At 63.6% G+C, this 18682-nt stretch carries 19 protein-coding genes; 11 read left to right on the forward strand and 8 right to left on the reverse strand.

Going from position 1 to position 18682, the window contains the following annotated elements; all coding sequences use genetic code 11:
• Positions 1-136: 136 nt before the first annotated feature.
• From ligD to ACQY4S_RS11955, 3 genes are all read left to right on the forward strand, one after another.
• Entirely contained in the window at positions 137-2869 is a 2733-nt protein-coding gene (ligD, locus tag ACQY4S_RS11945; protein WP_428485423.1) for a DNA ligase D, read from the forward strand.
• An 87-nt stretch (positions 2870-2956) separates the two neighbouring features.
• Complete coding sequence (locus ACQY4S_RS11950; protein WP_428485424.1) at positions 2957-3211, forward strand: hypothetical protein; 255 nt, start codon at positions 2957-2959, stop codon at positions 3209-3211.
• A gap of 181 nt (positions 3212-3392) precedes the next feature.
• Positions 3393-3767, forward strand: a complete 375-nt coding sequence (locus tag ACQY4S_RS11955; RefSeq protein ID WP_428485425.1) for a hypothetical protein — start codon at positions 3393-3395, stop codon at positions 3765-3767.
• Positions 3768-3831: 64 nt separating this feature from the next.
• Here ACQY4S_RS11955 and ACQY4S_RS11960 read toward each other — a convergent pair whose 3' ends face one another.
• The 5 genes from ACQY4S_RS11960 to ACQY4S_RS11980 all read right to left on the reverse strand — a co-directional run bounded on the left by ACQY4S_RS11960 (position 3832) and on the right by ACQY4S_RS11980 (position 7774).
• Complete coding sequence (locus ACQY4S_RS11960; protein ID WP_428485426.1) at positions 3832-4626, reverse strand: ABC transporter permease subunit; 795 nt, start codon at positions 4624-4626, stop codon at positions 3832-3834.
• Positions 4627-4643: 17 nt separating this feature from the next.
• Positions 4644-5477: an undecaprenyl-diphosphate phosphatase gene (locus tag ACQY4S_RS11965; protein WP_428485427.1), complete on the reverse strand. Its 834-nt coding sequence runs from the start codon at positions 5475-5477 to the stop codon at positions 4644-4646.
• Positions 5478-5577: 100 nt separating this feature from the next.
• A complete protein-coding gene (locus ACQY4S_RS11970; protein WP_428485428.1) occupies positions 5578-5922 on the reverse strand; it encodes a hypothetical protein in 345 nt (114 codons plus the stop codon).
• A 161-nt stretch (positions 5923-6083) separates the two neighbouring features.
• The gene (locus ACQY4S_RS11975; protein WP_428485429.1) at positions 6084-7196 is read right to left on the reverse strand and encodes a D-alanine--D-alanine ligase; all 1113 of its coding nucleotides are present in this window, start codon (positions 7194-7196) and stop codon (positions 6084-6086) included.
• On the reverse strand, positions 7193-7774 hold the full coding sequence (locus tag ACQY4S_RS11980; protein ID WP_428485430.1) for a DedA family protein: 582 nt from the start codon (positions 7772-7774) through the stop codon (positions 7193-7195). Before ACQY4S_RS11980 ends, ACQY4S_RS11975 begins: the two co-directional genes overlap by 4 nt.
• Before the next feature lie 167 nt (positions 7775-7941).
• Between ACQY4S_RS11980 and ACQY4S_RS11985 the strand changes: the two genes are divergently transcribed.
• The 5 genes from ACQY4S_RS11985 (at position 7942) to ACQY4S_RS12005 (ending at position 11317) form a co-directional block, all read left to right on the forward strand.
• Positions 7942-8718, forward strand: a complete 777-nt coding sequence (locus ACQY4S_RS11985) for an alpha/beta fold hydrolase (RefSeq protein WP_428485431.1) — start codon at positions 7942-7944, stop codon at positions 8716-8718.
• A gap of 25 nt (positions 8719-8743) precedes the next feature.
• Positions 8744-9985 (forward strand): LLM class flavin-dependent oxidoreductase, encoded by a 1242-nt coding sequence (locus ACQY4S_RS11990; protein ID WP_428485432.1) that lies wholly within the window; start codon positions 8744-8746, stop codon positions 9983-9985.
• Positions 9986-10073: 88 nt separating this feature from the next.
• Complete coding sequence (locus ACQY4S_RS11995) at positions 10074-10331, forward strand: type II toxin-antitoxin system Phd/YefM family antitoxin (RefSeq protein WP_428485433.1); 258 nt, start codon at positions 10074-10076, stop codon at positions 10329-10331.
• Complete coding sequence (locus ACQY4S_RS12000; RefSeq protein WP_428485434.1) at positions 10328-10711, forward strand: type II toxin-antitoxin system VapC family toxin; 384 nt, start codon at positions 10328-10330, stop codon at positions 10709-10711. The genes ACQY4S_RS11995 and ACQY4S_RS12000 overlap by 4 nt, the downstream gene beginning before the upstream one ends.
• 372 nt (positions 10712-11083) lie before the next feature.
• Positions 11084-11317 (forward strand): hypothetical protein, encoded by a 234-nt coding sequence (locus ACQY4S_RS12005; protein WP_428485435.1) that lies wholly within the window; start codon positions 11084-11086, stop codon positions 11315-11317.
• Positions 11318-11398: 81 nt separating this feature from the next.
• Here ACQY4S_RS12005 and ACQY4S_RS12010 read toward each other — a convergent pair whose 3' ends face one another.
• Positions 11399-11581 (reverse strand): hypothetical protein, encoded by a 183-nt coding sequence (locus tag ACQY4S_RS12010; RefSeq protein ID WP_428485436.1) that lies wholly within the window; start codon positions 11579-11581, stop codon positions 11399-11401.
• 65 nt (positions 11582-11646) lie between these two features.
• On the opposite strand from ACQY4S_RS12010, the gene ACQY4S_RS12015 reads away from it, so the two are divergent.
• Positions 11647-13872: a tetratricopeptide repeat protein gene (locus ACQY4S_RS12015; RefSeq protein ID WP_428485437.1), complete on the forward strand. Its 2226-nt coding sequence runs from the start codon at positions 11647-11649 to the stop codon at positions 13870-13872.
• Between the two features lie 23 nt (positions 13873-13895).
• Here the strand turns inward: ACQY4S_RS12015 and ACQY4S_RS12020 are convergent, their stop codons facing one another.
• Both ACQY4S_RS12020 and ACQY4S_RS12025 read right to left on the reverse strand, forming a co-directional pair.
• The gene (locus ACQY4S_RS12020) at positions 13896-14417 is read right to left on the reverse strand and encodes a hypothetical protein (protein ID WP_428485438.1); all 522 of its coding nucleotides are present in this window, start codon (positions 14415-14417) and stop codon (positions 13896-13898) included.
• A gap of 357 nt (positions 14418-14774) precedes the next feature.
• Positions 14775-15995 carry an MFS transporter gene (locus ACQY4S_RS12025; RefSeq protein WP_428485439.1) on the reverse strand — a complete coding sequence of 407 codons (1221 nt, stop codon included), beginning with the start codon at positions 15993-15995 and terminating at the stop codon, positions 14775-14777.
• A gap of 151 nt (positions 15996-16146) precedes the next feature.
• Between ACQY4S_RS12025 and ACQY4S_RS12030 the strand changes: the two genes are divergently transcribed.
• Both ACQY4S_RS12030 and ACQY4S_RS12035 read left to right on the forward strand, forming a co-directional pair.
• Positions 16147-16578 carry a hypothetical protein gene (locus ACQY4S_RS12030; RefSeq protein WP_428485440.1) on the forward strand — a complete coding sequence of 144 codons (432 nt, stop codon included), beginning with the start codon at positions 16147-16149 and terminating at the stop codon, positions 16576-16578.
• 79 nt (positions 16579-16657) lie between these two features.
• Positions 16658-18469 carry a flavin-containing monooxygenase gene (locus tag ACQY4S_RS12035; RefSeq protein ID WP_428485441.1) on the forward strand — a complete coding sequence of 604 codons (1812 nt, stop codon included), beginning with the start codon at positions 16658-16660 and terminating at the stop codon, positions 18467-18469.
• Positions 18470-18682 lie beyond the last annotated feature (213 nt).

The raw sequence follows: 18682 nt of genomic DNA on the forward strand, positions 1-18682 counted from the left end.
ATCTGCCGACGCGCAATCGCCCATGTGTTCTCGTGACGGCGGCGAAGCGTTGGCGGACCTGGGCGTGCCGATACGCAACCGAGCAGGCGACCGAACGTTCCGGTCTGTCGCTCAACCTGTGCCATAAGGTGTTGTCATGGTCCGGCCGGCTGCATCGCAACGCGACACCTCGATCACGACTTATCAGGCGAAGCGCGACTTCCATGCGACCGACGAGCCGTCGGCCGGTCGAACTGCCTCGGCGGAGGTCGGATCAGCCAAGCGAAGCGCGCCGATCTTCGTGGTGCAGAAGCACCTGGCGCATCGTGCCGGCCTGCACTGGGATTTCCGGCTGGAGCACGGCGATGTGCTGTGGAGCTGGGCGGTGCGCAAGGGCCCTTCGCTCGATCCCAAGGACAAGCGCCTGGCGGCGCATGTCGAGGATCATCCGCTGGACTACGCGGAGTTCCAAGGCACCATCGCGGACGGCCAGTACGGGGCTGGTACGGTGGAGACCTGGGACCGCGGCACGTGGACACCGGTAACCGATCCGGATGCCGGCTTTCGAAATGGCGAGATCAAGTTCCGCTTGAGCGGCAAGCGGCTGAACGGCGCCTTTGTCCTGATCCGGCTGCGCGCCAAGCCGGGTCAGCGCGGGCGGCAGGATAGCTGGCTGCTGATCAAGGAGCACGATCCGTTCGAGCAGACCGGCGGCGACGCCGAGACGCTGGAGGCGACGGTCGAAGCACCCAAGCCGCCGAAGCGCCGGCAGCCTGTCGCCGCGGGCAACGCCCCTGCGCCCGGCGCAGTACGGCGGGCGCTGCCGGATCGGCAGGCGCCGCAGCTTGCCGCGGTGGTCGACGCGCCGCCCGAGGACGCGGGATGGCTGACCGAGATCAAGTTCGACGGCTATCGCATACTGGCCTCGGTGCGAGAGGGCAAGGTGACGCTGATCACCCGCAACGGCAACGATTGGACCGACCGCCTGCCCGCGGTGGCGGCGGCGGTGCGGCGGCTTGACGTGTCGTCGGCCATGCTGGATGGCGAGCTGGTGGCGCTGGACAACGACGGCTCGTCCAGCTTTCCCGCGCTGCAGGCGGCTTTGGCGGACGGGCGGGACGAGACGCTGTTGTTCTATGCCTTCGACCTGCTGCACCTGGACGGCTGGGACCTGCGGCCCTGCGCGCTGCGCGACCGCAAGCTTGTGCTGAAGCGCCTGAATGCCTGGCAAGGGATGCTGCGCTTCAGCGATGATCATGAGGGTGACGTGGTGCGGATGCGCCAGGCCGCCTGCCGGATGAAGCTGGAGGGCATCATCTGCAAGCAGGCGGATGCACCCTACCGGCCTGGCCGCGGCCACACCTGGCTGAAGGTCAAGTGCCAGGGTCGGGAGGAGTTCGTCGTCATCGGCTGGACCGCGCCAGCCGGTGGCCGGGTCGGCCTCGGGTCGCTGCAGCTTGGCTACTACGATGAGTACGGCGGATTGCACTACGCCGGCGGCGTTGGCACCGGCTTTTCCGACGAAGTGCTGGAGCGGTTGCGCAACGCATTGGACGACCTGGAGACAGCGCCGCCCAAGGGCCTGCTGCTGGCGGGCGACGATCTGGAGCGGACCATCCATTGGGTCGAGCCGAAGCTGGTGGTGGAGACGTCGTTCATTGCCTGGTCCGGCGCCGGCCGCGTCCGCCATGCCGTGTTCCTGGGGCTGCGGGAAGACAAATCCGCCGCCGAAGTGGTGCGCGCGGTGGCTGATCCGGCGGCCGAGCAGCGGGCCGTCAACCCGAAACCGCCGGCCGGTTCAGCGGTACGCAAACGGCTTGTAATCACGGTGCCGCCGAAACGGGCGGCGAGCCACGGCGCACCGACGCCCCCTCCAACCCCCCATGCGCCAGCGCGCAGCAGCGTGATCGTGACCGCCAAGGCGCCGCGGGCACGTACCGAGACGATCGAGGGCGTGACCCTGACGCATCCCGACCGCCCGCTGTGGCCGGGGATCAGCAAGCGGGACCTGGTGTCGTATTGGCAGGCGGTGGCGCCACATGCGCTGCCGGGACTGGCGCAGCGGCCGCTGGCGATCCTGCGCTGTCCCGAAGGCGTGGAGGGCGAGCACTTCTTCCAGAAGCACGGCCACGGCGCCATGCCCTTAGGGATCCGCGACGGGGTTGCCGACAAGGCACCGTTCCTGGCGATCGACGGGCTGCAAGGACTGGTGGCGATGGCGCAGATGTCGGCGGTGGAGCTGCATGTCTGGGGCGCCATCGAGGCCGATGCGCTGCATGCGGATCAGCTTGTCTTTGACCTCGATCCGGGCGAAGGCGTGACTGTGCCGGCGATTGTCGCCGCGGCACTGGAGGTCCGTGAGAAGCTGGAGGCGATCGGGTTGGCGTCGTACTGCCGCACCAGCGGCGGCAAGGGGCTGCACGTCGTGGTGCCGCTGGTGGCCGAGCAGCCTTGGGACACGGTGCGAGGGTTCTGCAAGAGTCTTGCGGAAGCTGTCAGCGAGGCCGCTCCGGATAAATATCTGGCGCATGTCAAGATCGCCGACCGGCGCGGACGGATCCTGATCGACTGGCTGCGGAACGGGCTGGGGTCCACGGCGGTCGCTTCGTTCTGCCCTCGGGCTCGGCCCGGTGCTGGGGTGGCGACGCCGCTGGCGTGGCAGGAGGTGACGCCGAAGCTGGACTTGGCGGCGTTCACATTGCGGTCGGTGCCGGAGCGGCTGGGCCGGTTAAAAGCTGATCCCTGGGACGGGTTCGAGGCGGCGCGGCGGAAGCTGCCGGCGGCGCCGGAGCGCAAGATGGCGGAAAAGGCGGCGGGGCGGCCGTCTGGGAAGGCGACGATCGTTACGGCGAAACCGCCGAAGCCAAGGAGGAAGCGAAGCCAGGAATGAGACCCGCCGACATTGAGCAACATTATCTATTGCTTTATGTCCGACAAATAAGCAATATGTACGACATAAAAGGAGCATCCCATGACAATGAACCCGAATGTTGACAAGGTTCTCGATGTCGCGCGGTCGGAAGGATTTATCCCGAAGTCGGACAAGGACGCCAAAGTCTCCGGACGGGTCCACCGGAGCCTTCTGGACGCGGCGAAACAGCGGACCGGCCTGACATCCGAAACCGTCCTGCTGGAGTACGCGCTGGCCAAGGTCGCCATCGAGGACAATTTCAGCGACCAGTTCGCGCGCCTGCGGGGCAGCGTGAGCAAGGACGTGGAACTTGAGTTTTGAGCTTGCCCTGTCCCTCCGGCGGCTGAAGCCGTCGAAACTCATCGCTCCGCTGGCCCGCCGCCACATCCAGGAACTGCCGTTTGTCAGCGCGTTTCCGCAGCCAGGTCGCGAGTTGCTGTTGGACACAACCGTCTACATCGATGGGTTGCAAGATCGATCACCCAATGAGGTAGATCGCCTCATGGCGGTGCGTGTCTGCAACCATTCCGCGGTCTGCCTGGCGGAACTAACTCATGCCTATGGACGCCTTGCCTCAAGCCATCCTCGAACCGCGAACACGCTGGACAGCATTAGCCAGACCATCGGCGCCATGCGGCCACATCGGCTTCGCGAACCGAGTCACTCGGCCTGGGGTACTGCTGGCATGCTGGCCGGCCTGGCGTTTCGCCTGGGCAAATATCAGCCGGGACAGGAACGCAAGCTGTTGAACGACGCCCTGGTGCTCCTTCAGGCCGTTGAAAACGGTTACGTCGTCCTCACCGGGAATATCGGCGACTTCGACATTCTCAACCAACTGCTCCCTGAAAGCCGCATTCTTCTTTATAGTCGGAACTGAATTCAGCACGCGCACGTACCTCGCGAGGCACCGCATCGCCGCTCTGGGCATTGCCCCATCCGTCTCAACCCGCTCGTCCGCGCGCCACCACGGCGAACCCCAGCAGCCCAGCCGCCACGGCACCCACGATCACCGTCGCCAGCGCATAGATCTCCGGCGTGGTCCCCAGCCGCGTCGCCGAGAACACCACCATCGGCAAGGTGGAAGCCCCTGGGCCGGAGGTGAAGCTCGCCACCACCACGTCATCCAGCGACAGCGTGAACGCCAGCAGCCAGCCGGAGACCAGCGCCGGCGCCATCAGCGGCAGGGTAATCAGCGCGAACGCCTTCCACGGCGGCGCATACAGATCCATCGCCGCCTGCTCCAACGCCTCCCCCGCATCCGCCAGGCGAGCGCGGATCACCACCGCCACATAGGCGACCGACACTGACGCGTGCGCCAGGATTACCGTGCCAGCGCCGCGGCCGGCGGGCCAGCCGATCCATTGCTCCAGTGCCACGAACAGCAGCAGCAGCGACAGGCCGGTGATCACCTCCGGCATCACCAGGGGCGCGGCGATCCCCGCCTCGAACAGCAGGCGCCCGCGGAAGCCGCCAAAGCGAGCCAGCGCGAAGCCGGCAGCCGACCCAATCAGGCAGGCCAGGCTGGCGGATACGGCGGCAATGCGCAGCGACAGCAGTGTCGCATCGATCATCGCCCGGTCGTGCAGCAGCGTCGCGTACCACCGTGTGGAAAAACCCGACCAGCCGGTGACCAGCCGCGAGTCGTTGAAGCTGAACACCACCAGGAACACGATCGGCACATACAAGAACGCGAAACAGACGATCAGCCACGCCGTCAGCGCCGCGCTATGTCGCATCCCTTTGGCGCAACCGGCTACAGCAGCAGCAGGACCGCCAGGCTGATCCCACCCGCCAACACGCAGTAGTACGCAAACGGATTGAGCGCCATGGCGTCGTGCTGGCGAAAATAGCGCATCAGGAACGCCGTGCTGAGCAGCGCCGTGATCCCGGCGACGACGGCGGCGATCACCGAGGTGGTCAGCACCCCCGGCGGCACGGATTCGTGCATCAGCTTCGGCACCTCCAGCACCGTGGCGCCCAGGATGATCGGCGTCGCGATCAGAAAGGAGAAGTGCGCCGCCCCCTCATGGTTGATGCCGCGCAGCAGGCCACCGACAATGGTGGCACCAGAGCGGGAGATGCCGGGGATCAGCGCGGTGCACTGCCAGCAGCCGATGACCAGGGCATCCACCATGTTCAGGGTCGCCAGATCACGCCGCCCGCGGCCGCGCAGCCGCTCCCCGAACAGCAGCAGCGCGCCGTTGACGATCAGGAACGCGGCGGCAACCACGGGAGAGCCAAACAGGCCGCGGACGAACTTCTCCAGCAGGAACCCCAGGACGACGGCCGGGATGGTGGCGATGACGACCAGCAGGAAGACCCGGCGGCTCTCTTGCACCTGGTGCGCGCCGCCAATGCCCAGCACGCCGGTGACCAGGGTCCACCAGTCCTTCCAGAAGTAGCCAAGCAGGGCCGCCGCGGTGCCGAGATGCAGCATGACCAGGAATGGCAGGAACTCGGACGAACGCTGGTCGATGCGCCAGTGCAGCAGGGCCGGCAGCACCACGGCGTGGCCGAGGCTACTGACGGGGAAGAGCTCAGTCGCGCCCTGAAGGATTGCGATCACGAGGGCTTGTAACGTGTCCATGCATGGCTCCGGCCAATTCGAGACCGGACACTAGCGGATTCTTGGTGCCAAGATCACCGTCCGACCGGTTCTATCGATCCGACGCATGCAATTTGCGCCGTCAGATCAGGCCGCGGGCGATCTCGAGCAGGCTGCGGAGGTAGTCGGCTCCGTCGGCCGGCATCTCAGACAGGCCGATCCGGGAGCGGTATTCGAAGGCCAGTTCAGCGTAGTCGGAGATCATGTCGGATTCCGCCAGCCAGTTGCCGATTGCCCGCAATTCAACCCAAAGCGGCGTGTAGTCATTGCGCCGCAGGTCTTCGACCAGAACGTCAAGCCGTGCGGCGGCACGGCTGTGGTTCCCAGAATCCACGTCGTGCAGCCGTAGATGCCAACAGGCAGTCCGCTCCAGTTCTTCCACTTCCGATGGATCGAAGGAATTCTGGTCATAGGCGGCTTCGGGCAAGGAACTCTCCTGTCGTCATGACCGGCCTTCGCCGGCGATACCGTATGGCCAACGTCCACTCGACCGATCAACTTGGCGCCAGTGCGGCTTCCAGTGCGGCTTGCCAGTCAGGCCTGTCCGGGCCATGGCGAGCGGCATCGCAACGGTCCATCCACCCAGGTTCAATCGTTCAACGGGTAGGCCGCCATCAGCCGCCGCTGATTCTTCCAGTCCCGGTACATCGTCCTGAGACCCGACGGCCGGAAGCCGCGCCGGCGGTTGGCCGCGCCGATCCGGAAGGCCGCGCCATAATGAAAGAACTGCGTCCGCCAAGCCGCCAGCAGCTTGGTCCGCGGGTCCCAGATATGCGTCGCCTCCGACCCGACGCCGTTGATCTCGATCACCCGGAAGCCCAACCCGCGCCGCAGCAGCGCGATGGAGGCGAACCGCACATCGATCCGGCCAAAATGAAAATCCGGCATCGAGCGGACCAGGCGCTCGATCGCCTCGGTCAGCGCCGGCGTGATCAGGTCGCCGCCATCGCGAAAGATCGATCCCTTGCAGTGGTTGCCGACGAAAACCAGCCTTACCTGCTCGCCCTGATCAGGCACCTGATCAAGCCGGTCGGCGAGACGGTCGAGATACAAATGCGGCACCCGTCCGGCCCGCTCATCGGCCAGGATCAGCGTGCGCAGGGTGGATCGTCCGTCGCCGACGACCACCGGCGGCTCCTTGATCGTCATCGACGTTATGCGTCCACGCATCTCGTGTGGATGACGGACATAGAACAGGCCCGCCTCATGCGGTTCAGCGACATACTGTTGCACGACCAGCGTCTCGCCGGCGGGAAATCCGGCCAGATACGCCGCGACCTCGGCGGCATCATGGACCAGGCGCACACCCGTGCCGTTGCAGCCGATATCCGGTTTCACGACCACGGGATAGGCCAGCCCGGCGGTTTCCATCGCCGCCTCGACCGCCGCCACGCCGTCCGGATGCGCCAGCACGCCGCGGGCCGGCGCGGTCAGGTCCGCCGCTTCCGGTCCGATCTGCGACAGGATGGAAAGCTTCGACTCGCCGCACAGACCGCCGGTGGTGATCCGCGGGTTCGCCGCCGTCGGCAGGCTGAAATCGCCATAGCGCAGGCCAAGCAGCACCCAGTGCGCGACGACCGGCGTATAGAACAACCACCCTGGCCAGAACTCAAAGAACGACAGCGGATTGCCTTGCCGGGCGGAAGCAACCTGGTCCGACACCAGCGCTTGCTGTTCGGTCACGGCGGTTTCAAGCTTCATCGGCGCGCACTCCGCAACCCGGTGGCGGCGGCGCGGCCGGCCACGACAATGAATACGACGAACCCGATGGCGCCCGCCCAGCGCCAGGCGCCCAGATGGTCCATCAGAAACTGGCCAACCCGCATGGAGGCGGCGAACAGCAGGCTGGTCCAGCACGAGGTCGCGACCACGGCGGCCAGTGTGAACTGCCGCAGGTCGGCCTTGACAAAGCCGCAGGTGGTATAGGTTGGCAGGCGCAGCCCCGGCAGGAAGCGGCTGACCAGAACAATCCTGAAAATCCGGCCGGCGACGAAGTCGCGGATCGCCGCCTGGCGATGCGGCGGCAGCCGACGTGCCAGCCAGCCTATCCGCGCGGATAGGCGGCCGAGGCCGTACAGGCCCAGGTCGCCCAGCACAATCCCCACATACAGCGCGCCGAGCGCCAGCGGTAACGGCAACACCCCCTGCTCGACCTGCATCGCCGCCACGACGGTGGCCGCGTCCTCCAGGATGAAGGTGCCAATGATGATGGCGCCGGCCTGGAACACCGGTGAATGGCCAGCCAATGCCAGCAGGGAGCTGATGGAACTGGCCAGCATGACGACGCCCGGACGACTTTCGTGGCTACAGGTTAACGGAACGCCCAGTTAAATGACAAGGTCAGGCGCACCGCATCATCAATGCGCGAGGCCGGCGGTAAATTGGACAAGCCAGCTTACCCGTGGGTAGTCTGAACACCGAAAAACCGTCCGAGAGGGAACAACGCATGGCTGTCACCTGGACCGACACGGTCAAAGACATTGCCGGCGGCAAGCTGCACATCTCGCGCGCTGGCAGCGGCCCGACCGTCCTGGTGCTGCATCACGACATCGGCACTGTGGACCGCCTGCCGTTCTACGACCTGCTGGCGGAAAAATTCGACGTGGTGATCCCCCATCATCCCGGTTGGGGCAAGTCGGAGCGGCCAGGGTGGCTGCGCCATCCCCGTGATATCGCCGCCATCTACAGTTGGCTGCTGGCCGACCTCGACGCCGTCGGCGTCACCCTCATCGGGCTCGGCTTCGGCGGCTGGATCGCGGCGGAAATGGCCAGCCAGTCCCCCACCACATACCGCCGGTTGGTACTGGTCGGTGCCGCCGGCCTCAAGCCGCCGGAGGGCGACATCGCCGACCAGGCGATCGTTTCATACATCGCCTACCCGAAGTCCGGCTTTCATGAGGAGACCGCGTTCACCCGCATCTATGGCGATATCTCCACCGACCAGCTCGAGGCCTGGGACATCGCGCGCGAGATGTGCTTCCGCACCGCCTGGAAACCCTACATGTACAGTCAGACCCTGCCGCATCTGCTAGGCGGCGTGCGCACCCCGGCGCTGCTGATCTGGGGCGACGACGATCAGATCGTGCCCGTCAGCGCCGGTCACGCCTATGCCCGCGCATTCCATGACGCGACGCTGACCACGATCCCCGCCTGCGGTCATTTCGCCGAGATGGAAAAGCCCGAGGTCGTCGCCAGCCTGACCACGAACTTCATCAACCACTGACGCCGGACAGCAGGAGGCTTTCCCCATGCACATGATGTATTTCACCGAACAGCCGATGTCGGCCTACGACGCCGAGGCCGGCCTGGACTACGGCGCGACCGCGCTGACCTTCTCCAACAAGCACTTCAGCCCGGTCGAGGGCAGCCGGCTGTACAACGAATACCTGGAAGAATACATCCTGGCCGAGCAATGCGGCGCCGACGGGATCATGCTGAACGAGCACCATAACGCGCCGTTCTGCATGCAGGCACGCACCAACATGTTCGCCTCGATCCTGGCCGCGGTGACCAACCGGGTGAAGATTGTCATCCTGGGCAATCCGCTGCCGCTGACGGAAAATCCGGTGCAGCTCGCCGAAGAGCTGGCGATGATCGACATGATCTCGAAGGGACGGCTGGTGTCGGGCTTCGTGCGCGGCGGCGGGCAGGAGCAGTTGGCGAACGGGGTGAACCCGGCGTTCAACCGCGAACGTTTCATGGAGGCGCATGACTTGGTGCAGAAAACCTGGACGCAGCCCGGGCCGTTCCGCTGGGAAGGCACGCACTACCAGCAGCGGGTGGTCAATCCCTGGGCGCTGCCGCTGCAGCAGCCGTATCCCCGCGTGTGGATACCCGGCGTGCTGTCGAAGGAAACCGTGATCTGGACGGCGCAGCAGCGCTATCCGTACATCGCGCTGAATACCTCGATCGAGGCCACCAAGACGATCCGCGAAACCTATGCGCAGGCCGCCGCGGATGTTGGTTACACCGCCGGATCGGAGAATTTTGGCTACCTGATCCGTGTGCACGTGCAGGACACGGAAGAAAAGGCCATGCGGAACGCCCGCCAGTTCATGTGGATGCAGGGCGAATTCACCGGTCTGGCCAATCCGGTCTGGGCCAATCCGGCAGGATACTTCTCCCCATCGGGCCGACGCGCGTTTGTCGAGTTCTCGACGGGCCGAGCAAAAAATCCCCGTGGCACCCCGACGTTCGAGGATCAGGTCGCCAGCACCATGATCATCGCCGGCACGCCCGACCAGGTGATCGAACGGCTGAAGTACCTGGTGCAGCACACCAAGCCGGGGATCATGGGCATCTGGGCGAACGACGGCACGGTCAGCAAGGAAGACCGCCGCCGCTGCATCCAGTTGCTGTGCGGCGAGGTGATGCCGGCGATCAAGGAATATGGCGCCACCCTGGGGCTGAAGGACCCGTGGGAGGCGAACGCGCCGGTGCATCTGCGGTATTCGACGGATATCGTCGGGCAGAAGGTGGCGGCGGAGTAGAGGGTGCCGCTGGTTTACCCGAGGCCGGTGGGCACGCTTTTGGTCGTTGCGTTGACATTGGACTATGCTTTGGTCCAAAGTAGCCTGCATGAATATACCGGTCAGTGACGCCAAGGGCCTGCTTACAGACCTCGTGAGACGTGCTGAGCATGGCGAGGATATCGTCCTTACGCGCCACGGCCGGGCGGTGGCGCGACTCGTCGGTATCGTGAAGCAGCCAAGTCAAGCGGATCGCCGAACCCTCCTGAACGCCGTGCGAGCTGAAGGCCGAGCGAAAGCCACATCAGGCCCGAGTGGTGATCGGAGCCAGGATTTTCTCTACGATGAGGACGGCCTCCCGGCATGATCGTGGTCGACACCTCGGCCTTCATGGCGGTAGCATTGGATGAACCGGCCGCCGAAGCCTGTATCGATGTAATGGCCCAGGCAGGGGAGATTATTGTGTCGGCCGGAACACTGGCGGAAACCCTGGTTGTCGCCGGCCGGCGCAACATGGGTCCTGCCATGGAGCAACTGATAAGCGGGCTTGGATGCCAGGTCGTATCGGTAACCGAGCACGACGCCTTCAAGGTTGCCGAGGCTTACGCGCTGTGGGGCAAGGGCGTTCACCCTGCCGGCCTCAACTATGGCGACTGCTTTGCCTATGCCCTCGCGCGGCAGCGTGCTTGCCCGCTGCTGTTCGTGGGAAACGACTTTGCCAGAACGGACATCGCCAAGGCCTTCTGAATGCCATCGCCTTGCCAGGGTATCCCGCAGATCGTCGAACTTTCGCAAGGCGGCTCCTGGGCATGAGGCGACGGCGTGTGCCTGTACGGCCTGCGTCACAGGATCGGCGCCAGTGATGCGGTGACCACTCCCCCGCCGCGCCGTCGCCGCGGCAAATGCCGAAAGCGTGCTCGTGGACACGGATTTTGGGCTTCGGCCCGTGTCATCATGCCAGCGCTCGGCGTGGGCTCCGTTCACCTGCGTCTCGATCCCGACGTGTTGGTATGGTTCAGGAACAGGACAAGGGCTATCTGTCGCGAATGAACGCCGTGCTGCGGGCGTTCATGGAGGCCCACGGGGATAGCAAGGCAGATTTAACGGCGGACGACACATTTGGCCCGGCGCACCCGTTTCTCACGGCCATTGTCCGGGCATTTGGCGCAACAACCCGCCATTCCCGCGCTTGATGTGGCCGAACTCCGCACTGGGCTTGAGAAAGGCGGAGCGGGGCTGTTCGGGCAGGCCGAGGCGACCGGACCAGACCGGGCCTGCATGGCCGCCGCCGCGACCGTAGAGGTCAAGCGCAACATCCGGCAGGGATGTTGCGAGCCGGAGCGCGAACAATGACGGCCATTATGGAAAACCACAGCCTGGGATGGTCCTGCCATAAGCCGGGATTATTGGGTCTTGGCTGGTAGGAACTTACCCTTAGAGCATTGCCAGCAGAATGTGAACGAGGCCGATCACGGCATCCTTGCGGGCGACGTCGTATCGATGATCGCGTATCGCCAAAAGCGAGCGATGCAAAAGCGTGGCACCGAAAGCTCCGTAGAGACAGAGGTGCAAGTTAAAGTTGGTAGACAGCGCCAAGGCGGCGTGGAGAATCGACATGGGATGGGCTTTCGAGCCAGGGTTAAACCTGGTCCCTCAGAAATACCTATTGTCCGGAAACCTCGATGCCGCCGTTGGAACCGCCGGAAAAATCCGGAAACGAGGTGCCCTATCCGCAAGGCGGCAGCTTTGCCGACCTATTGAGTTGGCATCTCGACTTCGGCACCCGTCCTCAGGGCAGCCCGGATCGACCCGGTAGACGCTGGGGCAACAAGGACTTCGCAGTGGCCTTGAGCGGCATAAATGAAAGGACAGTTCGCAACTGGCGTGCCGGAAGAAATCCCCCTACCGAACTTGGTAGTATCGAACGGGAGCTATTCGGCGATAACGATGCCTACGATCAGTGGTGCATCGATCTGCGCGCAGCCTATGATGGTCGTCGGCAGCCCCCACCAACTAGCAGCATTCCGCGACCACCAGCGTATTTTCTAGGCCGCGTTAAGGACGTTGCGGCTATCCTGGATGTCCTACTGAGTTCGTCCGCGTCTGTGGCCATTTTGGTTCAGGGCGGTCCGGGTATCGGCAAGACGTCCCTAACCCAAGCCGTCGGAAACCATCCCGATGTCATTCGTTGGTTTGGCGAAAATAATCGCTGGTTTGTGTCTCTTGACGCGGTCAGCAGTGCCGCTGCCACACAGGACGCCATCACCCGATCCAGTGGCGGCGATCCGTCTCAGGGGTTCGGTGCTACGCTAGTAATGCTGCGTCAGCGGCCGGGACTATTGGTCCTCGATAATCTCGAAACACCCTGGGACCCCAAAACTGAGCGTCGCGCCACTGAAGAAATTCTCGCCGCACTGGCTGACATTCCGGCTTTGGCAGTTCTGGCATCTTTTCGTGGTAACGACCGCGTCGGCGGTCCGGCCTGGGCGCTGGTGCATCCTGTCGGTCAGCTCGATCCGCCGGACGATGTTGAGCTTTTCTGCCGTGTTGCTCAAGGACGGTTCCCGAACGACCCGCATTTGCCGTGCTTCATGACTGCTTTGGGCGGTATTCCGCTAGCGATCGAATTAGTTGCCGCGCGCGCCCATAGCCGGTCATCGCTCGCGGCGCTCTGGACACAATGGACACGCATTGGTACGGCACTTGCCGTTGATCCTGATTTTGACGCAGGCCGTTTAACGTCCCTGCCGCATTCGATCGAACTATCGCTGACGTCTAACCGTTTGACGCCGGTAGCACGCCGTCTGTTCTGTTTACTCGGTCAGCTCCCGGCGGGTCTCGCTGTCGAAGATCGCGATGAACTGCTGGGCGATGAGGGCTTTGATGGCGAGGACGCCCTACTGCGCATCGGCCTAGCGGTCGAGCGCGGTGACCGCCTAGACCTGTTACCCCCCATACGTGATCACGCCGCGCGTCACCATGCGCCGCTGGCCCCGGATGGCGCGGCGTGGCCAATCCATTATCTAGGATTGGCCCGCCGCTTCGGCGAGACTGTCGCCACCAAGGCAGGCGAAGGTGCAGTCGGCCGATTAGTTGCGGAATTTGCCAACATAGAGGCGGCGATTCGCGCGGCTCTTGCCGTACGCCAGCGTCAGCAGGTGATGGCTGCTCTGAACGGTTTTGGACGCTTCACCTACATCGCGGCACGACCGTCGGCTGCGCTGAGTGATTTGGCTACTGCTTGTCAAGCCGAGGGCGATGTGCAGGGCGAGGCCACCTGCATCCTGCGCCTTGGCGACATCGCGCTTGTGCGTTCGGATCATGATGCAGCGCGGGCGGCCTATGAGAAGGTCCTGCCGCTGTATCGCCAAGTCGGGTCCGTGCAGGGCGAGGCCACCTGCATCCTGCGCCTTGGTGACATCGCGCGTGAGCGTTCGGATTATGGCGCTGCGCGGACGGCCCACGAACAGGCGCTGCTGTTGTATCGCCAGGTCGGGGATGCACTAGGCGAGGCCAATTGCATCCTGCGCCTTTGCGCACTTGAGCGCTCGGATTATGACGCAGCGCAGGCAGCCTGCGAACAGGCGCTGCTGCTGTATCGGCAAGTCGGGTCTGTACAGGGCGAGGCCAATTGCATCCTGCACCTTGGCGACATCGCGCTTGTGCGTTCGGATTATGACGCAGCGCAGGCGGCCTATGAGAAGGCCCTGCTGCTATATCACCAGGTCGGCTCCAGGCAGAGCAAGGCCAATTGCTTTCTACGCCTTGGCGACATCGCGCTTGTGCTTCTAGATCATGACGCGGCCCGGATGAACTATGAGAAGGCCCTGCCGCTGTATCGCCAGGTCGGCTCCGTGCAGGGCCAGGCCACCTGCACCGCAAAACTTAAAGGCCTAATATGCAACTGAAAGAGACTACCATAAATCAAGATTTAAAGGCCAAGCGCATTTTTTAGGTCGAGAACTGCTTCTGTTGAGCGACCTGCTGGGGTATTTATTACGCCGGGCACAACCAGCTCCCTAAGGAATTTTGTTTTCTTCACGTTTTGCAACATCCCGTTCTTCTCTAATGCCATACCAATTAACATTGACTCTAAGTAATCAATGTCCTTATACCCATTAACGCCGGACTTTGAGAACTTTCCTGTAGTTGGAGTTAAGCGTGCAATTAAGAATAAATGAGGCATTCCATTATGATCGTTAAGGGTTTCATTGTAATACATCAACTTTGTTGCCTGAAAACATTCTTTTTGAAAGCTGCTTTTTTCCGTTTTTCCGACATACCATGCTTTAATATTTTCCCCATTTTTCAATGCAAAAACATAGCATCCACATGCCCTAGAAAGCCCTTGCTCCTGTTGTTCGACTCGCGCCCAAAATGCTTTATCAAAGACGCCCCAACCATTCCTCTCTTTTCGATAGATCTCGAAACCCCCATATACAGCAAATCTCACAGCTACAGCTCCCCTCGATTCAGGCGCGAGTGCTAAGTTTCCTCTAGCGGTCTCTACTCGACAAGCTGCGGCCCGATACCCTGCACGACAGCCTTCCGTGCTTAATTCAAGAATTTTTGGCGTTTTGCATGCCCAATGTTTTCAACGACTTACCCGTTCCAAAAGATACGTCCGAAAACACCGCGCAGACGCAAGACCGCTATCATGGCTATCCCCACCTCAGCACCTACCCGCAGATGCACGACTCGCGGTGCGGGAGCAACTCGCGGTTCCTGGACAAATTGCCTCGCCTACCGCCTTGCTCACCGACCATGAGCGCACATGAATGTTCACGGCCGCGCTGCAATCAACCCACCCTCAAGCCAGATCAGTCCCCATCCGCGTGCCCCTCGGCTCCCGCCCCAGCGCCACCAGCACGGCGATCACCACCGCCACCACCCCGATCACGATCGCCAGCGCCATGCCATAGTCCCCACCATACCATTGGGCGATCCACACCTGGATATTGGCGTTCGCCGAGGCCAAAAAATTGCCCAACTGGTAGACCAGTCCCGGAAACGTCCCGCGGATCGAGGCCGGCGACAACTCGTTCAGGTACACCGGCACGACACCCCACGCGCCCTGCACGCAGACCTGCATCAGGAACGCCCCCAGCCCCAGCATCACCGGCGTGGTGGAGAACGCCCACAGCCGCAGCACCGGCAGCGCCAGCACGGCGGCGATCACGATCGACCACTTCCGTCCGATCCGCTGCGACAGCGTGCCGAAGCCGATGCCGCCCAGCATCGCGCCAACATTCGCGATGATCGAGATCACCGAGATCTGTCCCGGCGACAGATGATGCTGCGCCCCCAGGAACTGGCTTGGATACAGGTCTTGCGAGCCGTGACTGAAGAAGTTGAAGGCCATCATCACGATGGCGGCGAACACCACCAGCCCGACGTGCTGGCGCAGCACGCTCCACAGGCCGACCCGCCGCTCCTGCTGCGTGCGTGCCAGCCAGTCCGGGCTTTCCGGCACGGATCGGCGGATATACAGCACCAGCAGCGCCGGGATCACACCGACCATGAACATGCCGCGCCAGCCCAGCCAGGGCAGCGCCAGGTACAGCACGGAGGCAAGCAGGTAGCCGCTCGGATACCCCGCCTGCAACAGGCCGGAGACCGGGCCGCGCCACTTCGCCGGCACGCTCTCCATGGTCAGGGAGGCACCGACGCCCCACTCGCCGCCCATCGCCACGCCATACAGCGCGCGCAGTATCAGGAACGTGGTCAGCGTCGGCGCCAGGCCGGAGCAGAACTCCAGCAGCGAATAGCACAGCACGTTGACCATCAGCGTCGGCCGACGCCCATAACGATCAGCCAGCCTGCCAAACCCGGCCGCGCCGATCGCTCGGCAGGCCAGCGTCAGGGTGATGGCGAATGCCACGCTGCCGATCGGCGCGCTGAAGGTGGCCGCCACCTCCCGCAGCACGAAGGCCATGATAAAGAAGTCGAAGGCATCCAGCGTCCAGCCCAGGTAAGCGGCAAGAACAACATGGACCTGCTGTCCGGATGACCGATCTGCTGTTCCAGACATGCTCGTTATCTCCCCCACTGCCGGTCCGCCGTCGGCCGGATTTGGCAGCACCGGCACGATTCCGCAATTCGGCGTCTTCCAGCGCGGGGTTTTGCTCCGTCGGCATTCACCGTATGCATAGAGCTTGGCACACAGCGTGGAGGACCAGCCAATGACATGGACGCGGATCACCGATCCCGAGACGGTGACAGGGCTTCTGCCTGCCTGGCTGGGCCGCCGGATGGTCGGGCTGCGCGGCTCGTTCGGGCTGCTGCTGACGACCGGCGATGTCATGAAATTGACGTCGATCGCGGCGGCGCACCAGTCCTCCGAAGGGGTCATCCTGCTGGATGTCCTGCTCGATCACGCCGGTGTGCCCGATGGCATCGATCAAGCCTGGCAGTACAAGCATTTCCTGGGTGCGCCGGTGCCGGGTGCGACGCTGGCAACCGTCAACCTCGCCCAGATCGTCGCCGCGGTGGAATTCACCGTGGTGGAGATGGCGCAAAACCCAGGCGACGTCACCGTTCTGTTCAACGACGAGATCGAGCCGGACCAGTCGGAAGCTGGCACCGCCGAAGCGGTGGGACAGGCGGCAGGCTAGCCTGTGCCACAACGCCTGCCTTCCACGCTGAACCGGCCGGTATTACGATCTACCGTAAGGTATCCCAAAGGCAAACACCGTGACCAACCTGAACGAGATAGATCCCCGGACGGCCACCGCCGCGTGGCTGCAAGCCTTCGAAGCCGCCCTTTCGCAGACAGACGCCGATGCCGCCGCGGCGCTGTTCCTGCCGGACGGCCACTGGCGCGACCTCGTGTCCTTCACTTGGCACATCCTCACCATGAACGGCACCACCGAGATCACCGCGGCGCTGCAGCGGACGCTGCCAACCACCCGGCCCGGCAACTTCCGCATCGCGCCGAACCGCGTGGCGCCTCGCCTTGTCACGCGCGCCGGCACCCCGACCATCGAGGCGCTGTTCGCGTTCGAAACCGCCACCGGCCACGCCAGCGGCGTCCTGCGGCTGGTAGCCGATGCGGACGGCAGGCTTGCCGCCTGGGTATTGCTGACCGCGCTGGATGAGATCAAGCATCACGAGGAACGCATTGGTCCGCGCGTCTCCACCGGGCAGGCTTATTCCCGCGAGTTCGGCGGCCCGAACTGGCTGGACTATCGGCGCAAGGCCATGGCGTACGAGGACCACGATCCGGCCGCCATTGTCATCGGCGGCGGGCAGGCTGGCCTGGGCATCGCCGCCAGCCTCGGCCAGCTTGGCATCGATACCCTGGTAATCGACCGGCACGAGCGGATCGGCGACGCCTGGCGCAAGCGGTACCACTCGCTGACGCTGCACAATGAGGTGCACATCAACCACCTTCCCTACATGCCGTTCCCGCCCAACACGCCGGTGTTCATTCCCAAGGACAAGCTGGCGAACTGGTTTGAATCCTATGCCGATGCGATGGAACTGTACGTCTGGACCGGCACCGAACTGAAGCACGGCACCTTCGACGAGACCACCGGGCGGTGGGAAGTCTCGCTGCGCCGCCACGACGGGTCGGAGCGGACGTTGCGCCCGCGTCACCTGATCTTCGCGACCGGTGTCAGTGCCATTCCGATCCGGCCGGATGCGCCTGGCCTGGACGATTTCGCCGGCACCGTGATGCACTCCGGCCAGTACGCCACAGGCCATGCGTGGAACGGGCGGAAAGTCCTGGTGATGGGCACCGGCAACAGCGGCCATGATGTTGCCCATGATCTGCACGCCAGCGGCGCGGCGGTGACAATGATCCAGCGCAGCACGACGCTGATCGTAAGCCTGGAGCAGGCGCAGAAGGTCTATGACATGTACAAGGAAGGCCCGACGCTGGCCGATTGCGACCTGCTGGCGACCGCGGTTCCCTACAAGGTCCTGGTGCAGGGCTATCAGGTTTCCGCCGCCGCCTCGCAGGCCGCCGACAAGACACTGCTGGACGGGCTGGCGGCGCGCGGCTTCCGGCTGGACAACGGGCCGCCTGATGAGACCGGCTTCCAGATGAAATACCTGCGGCGCGGCGGCGGTTATTACTTCAACGTCGGCTGCTCCGATCTGATCGTCGATGGCAAGATCGGCCTGCTGCAATACAACGACATCGAGCGTTTCGTTCCGCAAGGCGTGCGCATGAAGGATGGCCGTGTCATCGAGGCCGAGCTCCTGGTGGCGGCGACGGGATACAAGAACCAGCAGGATGTGGTGCGGCTTTACCTCGGCGACGAGATCGCCGACCGGATCGGCCCGGTCTGGGGCTTTGATGAAGGCGGCGAGGAATGCAACATGTGGCGCCGCACCGCGCAGCCGGGCCTGTGGTTCACCGCCGGCGGGCTGCCGCATGTGCGGATTTACTCGAAGTACCTGGCATTGCAGATCAAGGCCATCGAGGAAGGCCTGCTGCCTGCCACGATCGCGATGGCGCCTCACGTGGGCGCGGATCGGGAGCTTCAAAGCATCTGAATTAGGCCCTCTATGATCCAGCATGTCTGATAGGCACGTGTAGAGGTGGACGCCGAGTGGCCTGGCATCGTTGATGCCGTAAGCTGAGAATTATATAACAGGCGGAGAACGTCATGAATATCCAGACCGCTATTACAGGGTTCGGAGCAGACGCGGTGCTCGAATATCGTGGCAGGGCGGCTATCACAGATGAAACCAGAATACCTGAAACAT

It is taken from the genome of Rhodopila sp. (assembly GCF_965276935.1).
Lineage (GTDB): Bacteria > Pseudomonadota > Alphaproteobacteria > Acetobacterales > Acetobacteraceae > Rhodopila.